The organism is Acidovorax sp. Root267 (genome assembly GCF_001429215.1).
Classification (GTDB): Bacteria; Pseudomonadota; Gammaproteobacteria; order Burkholderiales; family Burkholderiaceae_C; genus Acidovorax; species Acidovorax radicis.
Map to the genome: position 1 here is coordinate 40849 of NZ_LMJC01000008.1, position 13948 is coordinate 54796.

Genomic DNA, 13948 nt, shown 5'->3' on the forward strand with positions numbered 1-13948 from the left:
AGTGGTGCCCATCCAGTGACTGTCAAACAGGCTTACCTGGCCGAGCTGGCCGCCAAAGGCTACCAAAGCGACCCCGCCCAACTGCGGGCCGTGGACGCACTGCAGCGCTGCGCGGACGAATGGGCTGCCTACAAAGCCCGGCGTTCCAATGCGCTCAAGAAGCTGATCAACCGCCCTGACATTCCGCGCGGCGTGTACATGTACGGCGGGGTGGGGCGTGGCAAGAGCTTCCTCATGGAATGCTTTTTTGATGCCGTGCCCCTGAAGCGCAAGGTGCGCCTGCACTTTCACGAGTTCATGCGCGAGGTGCACCGCGAGCTGGCAGCCTTGCAGGGCACGGTGAACCCGCTGGATGTGCTGGGCGAGCGCATTGCGCGGCGCTACAAACTCATCTGCTTTGATGAATTCCATGTGGCGGACATCACCGACGCGATGATCCTGCACCGCTTGCTGGCGGCACTGTTCGACAACGGTGTGGGTTTTGTCACCACCTCCAATTTCAAGCCCGACGACCTGTACCCCGGCGGCCTGCACCGCGACCGCATCCTGCCAGCGATTGCACTGCTCAACGAAAAGCTCGAAGTGGTCAATGTCGACAACGGCACCGACTACCGTCGGCGTACTCTGGAGCATGTGAGGCTGTACCACACGCCGCTGGGCCCCGAGGCGGATGCCGAGATGGGCCAGGCGTTCGACCAGCTGGCCGAAGTGCACGACGAAGATCCGGTGCTGCACATCGAGGCCCGCGAGATCCGGGCCCGCCGCAAGGCCGGCGGGGTGGTGTGGTTCGACTTCAAGACCCTCTGCGGCGGCCCCCGGTCGCAGAACGACTACCTGGAAATTGCGACGCAGTTCCATACCGTGCTGCTCTCGGACGTGCCCTACATGCCGGTGAGCATGGCTTCGCCTGCGCGGCGTTTTACCTGGCTCGTGGACGTGCTGTACGACCGGCGGGTCAAGCTCATCCTGTCTGCTGCGGTACCGCCCGAGCAGCTGTACACCGAAGGCCCTCTGGCGCATGAGTTTCCGCGCACGATTTCGCGGCTCAACGAGATGCAGTCGAAGGAATTCCTGGCGCTAGAGCGTCGCACTGTCGATACGGGGCTGACATGATCTTCAGGCGCTTGGTCTTCTCCACCATCTTCTCGCTGCTTGCCTGCGGGCTCACCGCTTCGGCTATCGCGCAGCCGGCGGCCCCGGGCGCGGAGGTCCACCGGCAGCAGCAGGCGGCTGCCACGGCGGCGCATCGCAAGGCAGAACACGACCGCATCCGCCACGAACGCGAGACCATCAAGGCCAAGCGCCAGCAGGATGAGTCGGCCTGTTACCAACGATTTTCCGTGGAGGACTGCCTGCGCACTGTGAGGGCCGGAGTGCGCGACGCAGAAGCCCGTCTGCGCGCGCAGGAAATTGAGCTCAATGATGCCGAGCGCAAGGAAAAAGCTGCGGAACGCCTCCAATCCATCGAAGAAAAGCAGGGGGCGGTACCGAGTCGTCCTGCAGAGGGCAGCAGCGCTGCCAGCGCCGTGTTGCGCAAGCCGTCGCAAGACCCCCAGGGCCTGAAGTCACAGCGTGACCATGAGGCTGAACAGCGGGCACAGCAGCAGCGCAGCAAGGTGCAAAAGCAGGCACAGGAGCAGGCAGCACGCACCAGTGGCAATGCCGAGCGTGCCGCAGAGGCTCGCGCACGCCATGCGCAAACACTTCAAGCGGCAGAGGAACGCCGCGCGCGTGTCGAGAAATCCCGCTCAGAGGCCGCCGCCCAGGGGCGCCTGCCCGCCGCGCCATTGCCAGCAGGCTCGGCAGCACGCTGACAGGGCGTGTGTCCCAGGGCGCTTGGCACGGTGCGTCGAGTCGGAGAGACGCCTGAAGAAGCAACGGCCCGGAAGGAATGGCGCCTGCGCCGCTCTGTTCGGTGGGGGTGCAAGCTTTTTGCTTGCCCGGCCAACACGTACGAATGAAAACTACTTCAAGGGCGGCCTGCGTCAGCGGGCACCAGGCGGACGACCTTTTTTTCTTCCGCCAGGGCCTCCATCTTCACGATGACCAGCGAAAGATTGTCGCCACCGCCTCGCGCGCGGGAACGAGCTTTTTCGATCAGGAATTCCGTGGCTTCCCGTGGCGAGAGAGAGTCCACCACGGAGCCGAGTTCGGTGGGGGAAAAGTAGTGCCATACCCCATCACTGCAGGCCATGAGCACATCGCCGGGCTGTAGCTGCGGGATCACATGGGTGGTGATGGGCGGGTCGCTTTCGGTGCCCAGGCAGCCGACCAGTATGTTCGAGTGTGGATGGTTGTTGGCCTCGGCTTCCGTCAGCTCTCCTCGGTCCACAAGGGCCTGGACATAGGAGTGGTCGCTGGTGCGGAACACCATGCGCGCGCCTTGGAAGTGATACAGGCGCGAGTCGCCAGCATGTACCCAGTGGCAGTCGCCCCGGGGGTTGATGAGGAAGGCCGCGATGGTGCTGTGTGGTTCCTGCTCGGCAGAGATGGCTGTGAGCCTGATCACGATGTGAGCTTCTTCCACCATGCTCTTGAGCATCGCCACGGGGTCGTCGGTGTCTGGCGAATAGCGCTCGAAGAGTTGGCGGGCCGTCATCATGACCTGGTCAGACGCCTTGCGCCCGCCACTTCGGCCCCCCATGCCATCGGCAATGACACCCAGCACGCAGCCGTTGTGCCGCTCGTGGGAGATCAAGGCCACCTGATCTTGCTGGTACTCCCGGTCACCCTTGTGGATGCCGGTGGACGCGATGAGGCGAAACGCTTTGGTCATGCTGGTGATTGTGGGGGCGCGTACGCAAACGGCCGTCGCGGAAAGGGTGCCAAACGCGTATTATCCGCCCGCCTGTGGCATTTTTGCCATCCCACGGCCCCCGCCTTGAACCCTAGCCTCCATTCCCCCCAGCGACAACTCATTGAGCTGCGCATCGAGCATGCTGATCTGGATGCGTTGATCGACCTGTGTGCACCTGAGGGGGCGCCGGACGAATTCACGCTGCGCCGCCTGAAAAAGCGCCGCCTCGCTCTGCGCGATGCCCTGGATCGCCTGGAACGGGATCTCCAGCCCCAAGAGCCCGCCTGATGGCTCTGATGGAGATGGTGCAGGAGGTGTTTGCCCCCGGCGGTGTGTTGGCGCGGGCGGATGTGCACTTCCAGCCCCGGGAAGGGCAGACGGAAATGGCCATGGCCGTGGCGCACACCATTGAAATGGGTGGCGCGCTGGTGGTGGAGGCGGGGACGGGGGTGGGCAAGACGTTCTCCTATCTCGTGCCGGCACTTCTGAGTGGCGAGCGGGTGCTGCTGTCCACTGCCACCAAGGCGCTGCAGGACCAGCTGTTTGCGCGCGATCTTCCGCGCCTGGCGCAGACCCTGGGCCTGCCGGTGCGCATGGCGCTTCTCAAGGGCAGGGCGAGTTATCTGTGCCTGTACCGGATGGAGCTGGCGCGCCAGGACGTATCCGCTCGTGAGCCTGGCGTGGCGCGTGTGCTGGCCAAGGTGGAGGGTTGGTCGCACGCCACGCGCTCGGGTGATCTTGCGGAACTGACGGGGCTGGACGAACGGTCGCCCGTGATACCGCTGGTTACTTCCACCCGCGAGAACTGCCTGGGCTCGCAGTGCCCCCGCTTTCGTGAATGCCATGTGCATCTGGCGCGGCGCGAGGCGTTGGCTGCGGACATCGTGGTCATCAATCACCACCTCTTTTTTGCCGATGTAGCCGTGCGCGAGTCGGGTATGGCCGAACTTTTGCCGACGGTGCGCGTGGTGGTGTTTGACGAGGCGCACCAGATCAACGAGACGGGCGTGCAGTTTCTGGGGCTGACGCTGTCCACGGGCCAGCTGATCGATTTTGGCAGGGATCTGCTGGCAGCCGGGCTCCAGCATGCGCGGGGCCTTGCCGATTGGTCAGGGCTTGCCAGCCAGGTAGATATGTCTGCCAGGGATTTGCGCCTGGCGGCGGGAGATATGCGGGGCGGTGCAAAGCTGCGCTGGACCGATGAAACACCCGAGGGGGTCGGGCAGGATGAATGGCTCGTGGCCATCCGCCGCATGGCGCTAGCCTGCGCCCAGGCTCAGGAGGCACTCGACACCGTCAGCGAAATAGCGCCCGACTTCGTGCGCTTGTACGAGCGGGGGACAGAGCTGCTGGCGCGCTTGGCCCATTTTTCTGGTCCTGGCAACCCGGATACGGTGCGCTGGGTCGATGTGGGGGCGCAATTGCGCTTGACGGAATCCCCCCTCGACATTGCCGAGGCCATGCGCACGCGCCTGCTGGCTGCACCCGCAGAACCGGTGGGAGAAGATGGATGGCCCGGGGAGCCTGCCGCAGGGCCCGGCAGGGCCTGGATTTTTACCTCGGCCACCTTGGGCGATGACGAACACTTGAGCTGGTTCACGGAGCGGGCGGGTTTGCAGGACGCACAGGTCCTGCGGGTCGCGAGCCCGTTCGACTATGCGTCCCAGGCGGCCCTGTATGTGCCACGCCACCTGCCGCCTCCGGCCGACCCTTCGCACAGCGCGGTGCTTGCGCAATGGGTGGCACATGCTGCAGCGCAGCTGGGCGGCCGCACACTGGTTCTGACGACGACACTCAAGGCCCTGCGCACGATTGGCGACGCGCTGACAAGTCAGTTTGTCGCGTCAGGGGCGCTGGAAGTGCTGGTGCAGGGCGAATGGCCCAAGCGCCGGCTGATGGAGCGCTTTCGCGAAGGCAGCGATCATGGGCAGCGAGGCTGCGTGCTGGTGGCGTCTGCCACGTTCTGGGAGGGTTTTGACGTGCCGGGCGATGCGTTGCAACTGGTCGTGATCGACAAGCTTCCTTTTCCTCCTCCGGGAGATCCCTTGGTGGAGGCACGCACGCAGCGCATTGAAAAATCTGGCGGAAAAGCGTTCAAATCGTACGCGCTGCCCGAGGCGGCCGTCGCGCTCAAGCAGGGGGCGGGGCGGTTGATACGGCGTGAGTCCGACCAAGGCATTCTGGTGGTGGGTGACACCCGCCTGGTCACCATGGGCTATGGCAAGCGCCTGCTGGCGGCCTTGCCTCCGATGCGGCGCCTGGAGTCGGAGCCAGAGTTTGAAGCCGCCCTTCAGGTGCTTACCAGACCTTCCACCACGGTTCAGCCTTTTCCTTGAGGCCGCCGCGCAGATAGGCGCTTTGGGGGTAAGAGGTGTCCATCACGCGGCGCGCATCGTCACGCAGCTGTGTCATGCCCAGCGCGTCGTAGGACTGGATGAGGATGTACAGCGCTTCTTCCAGGGCTGGCACGCCCTGGTAGTCCGCCAAGGCCAGCTGCGCGCGGCTGATGGCCGCCACGTAGGCACCGCGCCGGAAGTAGTAGCGCGCCACATGCACTTCATACTGCGCCAGCGAGTTCACGATGTAGGTCATGCGCTGGCGTGCGTCCTGCGCGTAGCGGGATTCCGGGAAGCGGGTGGCCAACTCGCTGAAAGCTTCGAAGGAGTCCTTGGCCGCTTTCTGGTCGCGCTCGGAAAGATCCTGGCGAGAGATGAACGAGAACAGACCGAGGTTGTCGTTGAAATTCACCAGGCCCTTGAGGTACAGCGCATAGTCAAGAGCGGGGCTGGCAGGATGCAACTTCATGAAGCGGTCCAGCGTCGCGATGGCCTGGGCTTTCTCGCCAGCCTTGTAGTGCGCGTAGGCCTTGTCGATCTGGGCCTGCTGGGCCAGTGGAGTGCCTGCCGCACGTCCTTCGAGCTTTTCGAGCAAGGGAACGGCCTTGTCGTAGGCTCCGCTGTTCATTTCGTCCTGTGCCTCCGAATGGATGCGGTTGGGGCTCCAGTTGGCCGTTTTGTCTTCGGTCGTGCTGGAGCAACCTGCCAGCAGACCGGCAAGCAGCAGGGCAGAAACGAGGGGCAGTGGGGCACGCAGCATCGCAGGCAGCTTTCAGCAAAAGAGGAAACAGGGGTGCAGGATATCTATGTCTGGGCTGGTCCAGCGGACCGACCGCCCTTGGTATCCGGGGCACGAAAAAGCATTGTACCGGGGGCGGCACCTGTCAAGAGGCGTTGCGCGGCGAGCTTTCGCCCGGGGAGAGGTGCCGGGCTTTCTACAATGGCCCCATGTTTGTTCACTTGCGCCTGCACACCGAGTTTTCCGTCGTCGACGGTACCAATCGAATCGATGAGGTGGCCAAGGCGGCTGCCAAAGACGGCCAGCCTGCCCTGGCCATCACCGATCTCAACAATCTTTTTGGCGCGATCAAGTTCTACAAGGAGGCGCGGGGCAAGGGCGTCAAGCCTATCCTCGGGGCCGAGATTTTTCTGGAAGGCGAGGCGGGCGCAGCGCCCTCGCGCTTGATAGTCTTGGTGCAGAGTCGGCAGGGCTACCTCAATCTGTCCGAACTGCTGGCGCGCGCGTGGACGCGCAATGTCGTCAAAAATCTGGCGCTCTGCACCTGGGCCTGGCTGGAAGAGCTATCCGAGGGGCTGATTGCCCTGGCCGGAGCGCAGGCAGGGCCTGTAGGGCAAGCACTCTTGAAGGGTGATGAGTCGGGGGCCGCCCAGGTTGCCCTGCGCCTGGCGGGGTTGTTTCCTCACCGGTTTTACATCGAGTTGCAGCGGGCGGACCGCGTGGACGATGAAAGCCATGTGGTGGCCGCAACCCAGTTGGCAGCGCGCCTGAGTTTGCCGGTGGTGGCGACCCATCCGGTGCAATTCGCCACGGCGGACGACTATGAAGCCCATGAGGCCCGCATCTGCATCGCCGAGGGCGAGATCCTGGCGAACCCGCGCCGGGTTCGCAAGTTCACCCGGGATCAGTATTTCAAATCGACGGCCGAGATGGAGGCTCTGTTTGCCGATGTGCCCTCTGCCATCGCGAACACCGTGGAAATTGCCCAGCGCTGCAATCTCACCCTGGTGCTGGGAAAGCCGCAGTTACCAGACTTTCCCACGCCCAACGGGATGCCGATCGACGAGTATTTCCGCGTGGCATCGTTCGACGGTCTGGAGGAGCGGCTGAAGCTGCTATTCCCCAAAGAGGCTGAGCGGGACCAGCAGCGCCCGCGTTATGTGGAACGCCTGGAGTTCGAGATCGGAACCATTCTCAAGATGGGTTTTCCGGGCTACTTCCTCATTGTGGGGGACTTCATCCAGTGGGCCAAGAACAATGGCTGCCCCGTGGGGCCTGGCCGGGGATCGGGCGCGGGTTCTCTGGTGGCTTATGCCCTCAAGATCACCGACCTGGACCCCCTGCAATACAACCTGCTGTTTGAGCGGTTTTTGAACCCTGAACGGGTGTCCATGCCCGACTTCGACATCGATTTTTGCCAGTCCAATCGCGATCGGGTGATTGACTATGTGAAGGACAAGTACGGCAAGAATGCCGTGAGCCAGATTGCCACCTTTGGGACCATGGCTGCCAAGGCGGCCATCCGCGACGTGGGCCGGGTGATGGACATGAGCTACATGTTCTGCGACGGCATCTCCAAGCTTGTGCCGGGCAAGCCCGGCATGTCCTACACCCTGGCATACCCGCCCGAGGTGAAAAAGGACGGCGACAAGAACAACTATGCGCTGGAGTTGGAGCCCATGCTCTACGAGCGCGTGCAGAAGGAAGAGGACGTCAAGACCATCATTGAGATGGCGCAGAAGCTCGAAGGCATGACCCGCAACATCGGCATGCACGCGGGCGGGGTGTTGATTGCACCTGGCAAGCTCACGGATTTCTGTCCGCTCTACCAGCAGCCTGGCAGCGAATCGGCCGTGAGCCAGTACGACAAGGACGACGTGGAAGCCATTGGCCTCGTGAAGTTCGACTTCTTGGGCCTGGCCACCCTCACCATTCTGGAAATCGCGCGTGAGTTCATCATCAAGCGCCACAAGGGCCAGGAGAACTTTGCCTTCGAGACCATTCCGCTGGACGATGGCCCCACCTACCGGCTGTTTTCCGACGGCAAGACCGAGGCCGTGTTCCAGTTTGAAAGCCGCGGCATGCAGGGCATGCTCAAGGAGGCGAAGCCGAGCCGGCTGGAAGACTTGATTGCGCTGAACGCGCTGTACCGTCCGGGTCCCATGGACCTGATCCCGAGTTTCGTGAACCGCAAACACGGCAAGGAAGTGGTGGAGTATCCCCATCCGCTGGTGGAGCCCGTGCTGGCCGAGACCTACGGGATCATGGTGTACCAGGAGCAGGTGATGCAGACCGCCCAGGTGCTCGGGGGGTACAGCCTGGGTGGTGCCGACATGTTGCGCCGCGCCATGGGCAAGAAGAAGGCCGAGGAGATGGCCGAGCACCGGGAGATCTTCCGAAAGGGTGCGGCCGAAAAGAACATCAGCCAGGAGAAGGCTGACGAAGTGTTCGATTTGATGGAGAAGTTCGCAGGCTACGGCTTTAACAAGTCACACGCGGCTGCTTACTCCCTGTTGGCTTATCACACGGGTTGGCTCAAGGTGCACTTCACCGCAGAGTTCTTCTGCGCCAACATGACGGTCGAAATGGACGACACCGACAAGCTCAAGGTGCTGTTTGAAGACGCACAGAAAATGGGGCTCTCGTTCGAGCCTCCGGACGTCAACCGAGGTTTTTACCGGTTCGAGCCCGTGACCGACAAAATCATCCGCTATGGCCTGGGCGCCGTCAAAGGCACGGGCCAGCAGGCCATCGAGGCCATGGTGGCTGCGCGCGAAGGACGCGGTGAGGGGCCGCATGGCACCACTACCGGGCCCTTCAAGAGTTTGTTCGAGTTCTGTCTGCGTGTGGACAAGGCGCGCATGAACAAACGCACGGTGGAGGCGCTGATCAAGGCGGGTGCTTTTGATTCGATCAACATGAACCGGGCAGCGATGGTGGCGTCCATCGACCGGGCTTTTGACTTTGCGGCCGCCACGCTGGCCAACGTGAACCAGGGTGGGTTGTTCGACATGATGGGCGACGATGCCCATGGTTCCAGCACGCAGGAGCCTGAACTGGTGGACGCGGTTCCCTGGGGGATCAAGGAACGACTCACCCTGGAGAAAACGGCGGTCGGGTTCTATCTGTCGGGCCATTTGTTCGATGAAGTGGCCACCGAGGTGCGCCGCTTTGTGCGCACCCAGATCGACGAGTTGCTGGACAGCCGCGAACCCCAGGTTCTGGCCGGAATCATCAGTGATTTCCGGGTCATCAATGGACAGCGGGGCAAACTGGGCCTGTTCAAACTGGATGACAAGTCTGCCGTCATTGAGGCGTCTGCCGATGAGGCCTTGCTCAACACGTACCGAAATCAGCTCAAGGAAGATGAGTTCGTGGTGATGATGGGACGCCTGCAACTTGACCACTTCAGCGGTGGCCTGCGCGTGAAAGTGCAGCAGGTGTGGGACTTGGCTGGGGCACGCTGCCGGTTTGGCAAATACCTGCATGTGATGGTGGGGGACAAGGTGCCGGATGTTCCGCGTTTGGTGCAGGAGTTTCCTCCCCGGCGGGAGGAGGTTGCCGAAGGCGAATTGATGCATGGCCTGCGCGTGCGCATGGGCGTGCGCTGCAAGGCCGAAGATGCAACTGCCGTCGCTGAACTGCAATTGGGCGAAAACGCACGCTTTTTCCCTACTGACGCCGCTTTGGCTGCCTGGACGGCGCAGGTGGGGTCGGGGTCGGCTGCGGTGGTTTACGAGTAAGGCAGCGCTTCCCAAAATATCCGGGGCAACTTGGCTTGAAAAATACAGGGTCAACAACCAACTTCTCTTGCGGCAGCCCCTCGCGTGGGTCGCTAGAATGATTTTCATGGCAACAAAACCACCTTCACCCCCCACCGCGCCGCCCGTGACCCGGCCAGCGCGGGATGATGGCGGTTCGGTCGTGCTCGAAAGACGCACACAGAAGACCCAGCCGCCCCAGATGTACCAGGTGGTCATGCTCAATGATGACTACACCCCCATGGAGTTTGTCATCGTCGTATTGCAGGAGTTTTTCAGCAAGGACCGTGAACAAGCCACCCAGATCATGTTGAAGATCCATCTCGATGGCAAAGGCGTCTGCGGCGTGTACTCCCGCGATGTGGCTGCCACCAAGGTGGAACAAGTGCTTGACGCCGCCCTCAAGGCGGGCCACCCACTGCAATGTGTCAGTGAGCCTGTTGAATAACAGGTTTTTGATCCCGATCTACAGTTATCCCTTCCACGCAAGCACAAAGGAGTTCACATGATTGCCCAGGAACTGGAAGTCAGCTTGCACATGGCCTTTGTTGAGGCCCGCCAGCAGCGCCACGAGTTCATTACCGTGGAGCATCTGTTGCTTGCATTGCTCGATAATCCCAGCGCAGCGGAGGTGCTGCGCGCTTGTTCTGCCAACATCGATGATCTGCGTTCATCGCTGGCGAATTTCATCAAAGACAACACGCCTCAGGTGGCTGGCACCGATGAGGTGGACACCCAGCCTACGCTGGGCTTCCAGCGTGTGATCCAGCGCGCCATCATGCACGTGCAGTCCACGGGCAATGGCAAGAAGGAGGTGACGGGTGCCAACGTGCTCGTGGCCATCTTTGGCGAAAAGGATTCGCACGCCGTGTACTACCTGCACCAGCAGGGCGTGACGCGCCTGGATGTGGTCAATTTCATTGCCCACGGTATCAAGAAGGGCGAGCCGCCGGAGCCGGCCAAGGCCGAAAACCCGTCTGAAAGCGAAGAGGGGGGCGCGTCCGAGCGCAACGAGAAAGCGTCGCCACTGGAGCAGTTCACCCAGAACCTGAACCAGGCCGCCAAGGAAGGCAAGATCGATCCGCTGATCGGTCGCCACTACGAGGTGGAGCGCACCATTCAGATCCTGTGCCGCCGCCGCAAGAACAACCCGCTGCTGGTGGGTGAAGCCGGCGTGGGCAAGACCGCGATTGCCGAGGGCCTGGCATGGCGCATCACGCAGAACGACGTGCCCGAGATCCTCGCCGAGGCCGTGGTGTATTCGCTCGACATGGGTGCGCTGCTCGCGGGCACCAAGTACCGGGGCGATTTCGAGCAGCGCCTGAAAGGCGTGCTCAAGTCGCTCAAGGACAAACCCAACGCCATCTTGTTCATCGACGAGATTCACACCCTGATCGGTGCGGGTGCGGCCTCGGGTGGCACGCTCGATGCGTCGAACCTGCTCAAGCCCGCGCTCTCCAGCGGCCAGCTCAAGTGCATCGGCGCGACCACTTTCACGGAATACCGTGGCATCTTTGAAAAGGATGCAGCGCTGTCGCGCCGTTTCCAGAAGGTGGACGTGGTCGAGCCCAGCGTGGCCGAAACCATCGACATTCTCAAGGGCCTGAAGTCGCGCTTTGAAGAGCACCACAGCGTCAAATACGCGGCGGCGGCCCTGCAGGCGGCAGCTGAGCTCAGCGCCAAGTACATCAATGATCGCCATCTGCCCGACAAGGCCATCGACGTCATCGATGAAGCGGGTGCGGCGCAGCGCATCATGGTGCCGAGCAAGCGCAAGAAGACCATTGGCAAGGCCGAGATCGAAGAGATTGTGGCCAAGATCGCGCGCATACCGCCCGCCAATGTCTCCAATGACGACCGCGGCAAGTTGCAGACGCTGGAACGTGACCTGAAGAGCGTGGTGTTCGGGCAGGACAAAGCCCTGGAAGTGCTTGCCAGTTCAGTGAAGATGGCGCGGTCTGGCCTGGGCAAGGGCGACAAGCCGATCGGCTCGTTCCTGTTCAGCGGCCCCACGGGCGTGGGCAAGACCGAAGCCGCCAAGCAGCTGGCCTACATCATGGGCATCGAGCTCCTGCGCTTCGACATGTCGGAATACATGGAACGCCATGCCGTGAGCCGCCTGATTGGTGCGCCTCCGGGCTATGTCGGGTTCGACCAGGGCGGCCTGTTGACCGAAGCCATCACGAAGAAGCCACACGCTGTGCTGCTGCTCGACGAAATCGAGAAGGCGCATCCGGACATCTTCAACGTGCTGCTGCAGGTCATGGACCACGGCACGCTGACGGACAACAACGGCCGCAAGGCCGACTTCCGCAACGTCCTGATCATCATGACGACGAACGCCGGCGCCGAGACCATGAACAAGGCGACCATCGGCTTCACCAACCCGCGCCAGGCGGGCGACGAGATGGGCGACATCAAGCGCCTGTTCACGCCCGAGTTCCGCAACCGGCTGGATGCCATCGTTAACTTCAAGGCGCTGGATGAGCAGATCATCCTGCGCGTGGTGGACAAGTTCTTGCTGCAGCTGGAGACGCAACTGGCCGAGAAGAAGGTGGAAGTCACCTTCACCGACACGCTGCGCAAGCACCTGGCCAAGAAGGGCTTCGATCCGCTGATGGGTGCCCGCCCTATGCAACGCCTGATCCAGGACACGATCCGCCGTGCGCTGGCCGATGAGTTGCTGTTCGGTCGCCTGACGGAAGGTGGACGCCTGACGGTCGATATCGAGCTGAAGACCGACGACAAGGGCGTGGAAACCTCCGAGGTATTGCTGGATATCCAGCCGCTGGCCAAGAAGGAGCGCTCCGCGAAGTCCGAGCCCGCCGAGCCTGAGGAAGCCACGGCAGACTGATGGGCATTGGCGCCGCTGGCGCTTTGGCAACACGCAACGGCCCCTTCCCGAAGCCAGCCATCATTGCGATGGCTGGCTTTTTTTCGCCCCTGCGTCGCGCACCGGTTTCGCCATCCGTCATGCTGCATCTGCAGCTTGGTTGCGAAACCTGCAGGGACAGGCATTGATCCGCCGCGTCAGCGAATCGGTGGGTGCGGACGCCGTGCGCAGTCCCAAGGTCTTTGAAACGTTTTCGTACAGTTCTGCAGCAGGCTGAGGGGGTCGGGGCGGGATACTGCGAGCTCATTCAGGAGACAACCCATGACCATTCCCACCCCGACACCCTCCGCCCCGATTGTCCAGGGTGCCGCCTTTCGCGCGCAGCGTCTGGGCGCGATCAGCCGGTGCATCGCCATCGCCAGTTTGGGCGCGGTGGTGGCCGGTTGTGGTGGAGGCGGAGAGGGTGACGCGTCGCCGGTTTCGGCGCCTCCCGTTTCGCCAGCGCCAGGCGCACCCGCGCCTGCACCCGCACCAGCCCCTGGGGTCAATGTCTATGGTGATGTGCGGGGCGCAACCCTGGGCGTGGGCGCACCGCTGAATGGCGCACTGCCGTTCCCTGCCGACAATGCCTGGAACGCGGACGTCACCATGCGCGCGGTGGACCCCAACTCCGATAACCTCATCGCCAGCATCGGCCTCACCCGGGGCTTGTTTCCGGACTTCGGCGCGGGCCTGTGGGAAGGCGCGCCCATCGGTATTCCCTATGTGGTGGTGGCGGGTACCCAGCCACGTGTGGCTGTGCAGTTCACCGACTACGGCGACGAGAGTGATGCAGGCCCGTACCCGATTCCGCCCAACGCGCCTATCGAAGGCGGCCCTTCCAGCGCGGGTGACAGACACGTGATCGTGATCGACCGCGACAACAACCGCCTGTATGAAACCGGCAACAGCTACCCGCAGCCCGATGGCAGCTGGCGTGCGTCAGGTGGTGCCGTTTTTCACCTGGACAACAACAACGTGCGCCCGACCGCGCAGCCGCGATGGACCAGCGCGGACGCCGCGGGCCTGCCGATCTTCCCGGGCCTGGTGCGCTATGACGAGGCTTCGCTGGGCCCCGGTGGCATCCGCCACGCGCTGCGCTTCACCGTCAGCCAGACCCGACGCGCCTACGTGCCGCCCGCCACCCACTGGGCGTCGAGCAATACCAGCCTCAACCTTCCTCCCATGGGCATGCGCGTGCGCCTGAAGGCGGGCTATGCGATCCCGGCAGGTTTCTCTGCCGAGACACGCGCCATCCTCACCGCCCTCAAGACCCACGGGATGATGGTGGCCGACAACGGCTCCAACTGGTACCTGAGCGGGGCGCCGGATGAGCGCTGGAACAACGACCGCCTGAAATCCGAGCTGCGGCAGGTGTTGGGCCGTGACTTTGAGGTTGTGCGCATGGACGGGCTGGTGACGCCGTAAGGCCGCCTGCTGGGG

Annotated in this window: 10 protein-coding genes; 8 read left to right on the forward strand and 2 right to left on the reverse strand. The window is 62.8% G+C overall.

Annotated features, from left to right (window positions below):
- Positions 1-15 precede the first annotated feature (15 nt).
- Positions 16-1113 (forward strand): cell division protein ZapE, encoded by a 1098-nt coding sequence (zapE, locus tag ASE39_RS08685; RefSeq protein ID WP_010465513.1) that lies wholly within the window; start codon positions 16-18, stop codon positions 1111-1113.
- Positions 1110-1814 (forward strand): hypothetical protein, encoded by a 705-nt coding sequence (locus tag ASE39_RS08690; RefSeq protein WP_057224722.1) that lies wholly within the window; start codon positions 1110-1112, stop codon positions 1812-1814. The genes zapE and ASE39_RS08690 overlap by 4 nt, the downstream gene beginning before the upstream one ends.
- A 155-nt stretch (positions 1815-1969) precedes the next feature.
- On the opposite strand, the gene ASE39_RS08695 is transcribed toward ASE39_RS08690, so the two are convergent.
- Positions 1970-2776: a protein phosphatase 2C domain-containing protein gene (locus ASE39_RS08695; RefSeq protein WP_010465509.1), complete on the reverse strand. Its 807-nt coding sequence runs from the start codon at positions 2774-2776 to the stop codon at positions 1970-1972.
- A gap of 105 nt (positions 2777-2881) precedes the next feature.
- On the opposite strand from ASE39_RS08695, the gene ASE39_RS25760 reads away from it, so the two are divergent.
- Complete coding sequence (locus ASE39_RS25760) at positions 2882-3085, forward strand: YdcH family protein (protein WP_081474686.1); 204 nt, start codon at positions 2882-2884, stop codon at positions 3083-3085.
- Positions 3085-5133, forward strand: a complete 2049-nt coding sequence (locus ASE39_RS08705) for an ATP-dependent DNA helicase (protein ID WP_057270879.1) — start codon at positions 3085-3087, stop codon at positions 5131-5133. Before ASE39_RS25760 ends, ASE39_RS08705 begins: the two co-directional genes overlap by 1 nt.
- Here ASE39_RS08705 and ASE39_RS08710 read toward each other — a convergent pair.
- A complete protein-coding gene (locus tag ASE39_RS08710; RefSeq protein WP_057224718.1) occupies positions 5096-5893 on the reverse strand; it encodes an outer membrane protein assembly factor BamD in 798 nt (265 codons plus the stop codon). The genes ASE39_RS08705 and ASE39_RS08710 overlap by 38 nt on opposite strands.
- Before the next feature lie 188 nt (positions 5894-6081).
- Here ASE39_RS08710 and dnaE point away from each other — a divergent pair, with 188 nt between their 5' ends.
- From dnaE to ASE39_RS27085, 4 genes are all read left to right on the forward strand, one after another.
- Positions 6082-9615, forward strand: a complete 3534-nt coding sequence (dnaE, locus tag ASE39_RS08715; protein WP_057270880.1) for a DNA polymerase III subunit alpha — start codon at positions 6082-6084, stop codon at positions 9613-9615.
- A gap of 97 nt (positions 9616-9712) precedes the next feature.
- The gene (clpS, locus tag ASE39_RS08720) at positions 9713-10081 is read left to right on the forward strand and encodes an ATP-dependent Clp protease adapter ClpS (protein WP_029414237.1); all 369 of its coding nucleotides are present in this window, start codon (positions 9713-9715) and stop codon (positions 10079-10081) included.
- Between the two features lie 57 nt (positions 10082-10138).
- Complete coding sequence (gene clpA, locus ASE39_RS08725) at positions 10139-12487, forward strand: ATP-dependent Clp protease ATP-binding subunit ClpA (RefSeq protein WP_010465500.1); 2349 nt, start codon at positions 10139-10141, stop codon at positions 12485-12487.
- A gap of 300 nt (positions 12488-12787) precedes the next feature.
- Positions 12788-13933: a hypothetical protein gene (locus ASE39_RS27085; RefSeq protein ID WP_010465496.1), complete on the forward strand. Its 1146-nt coding sequence runs from the start codon at positions 12788-12790 to the stop codon at positions 13931-13933.
- Positions 13934-13948: the final 15 nt, after the last annotated feature.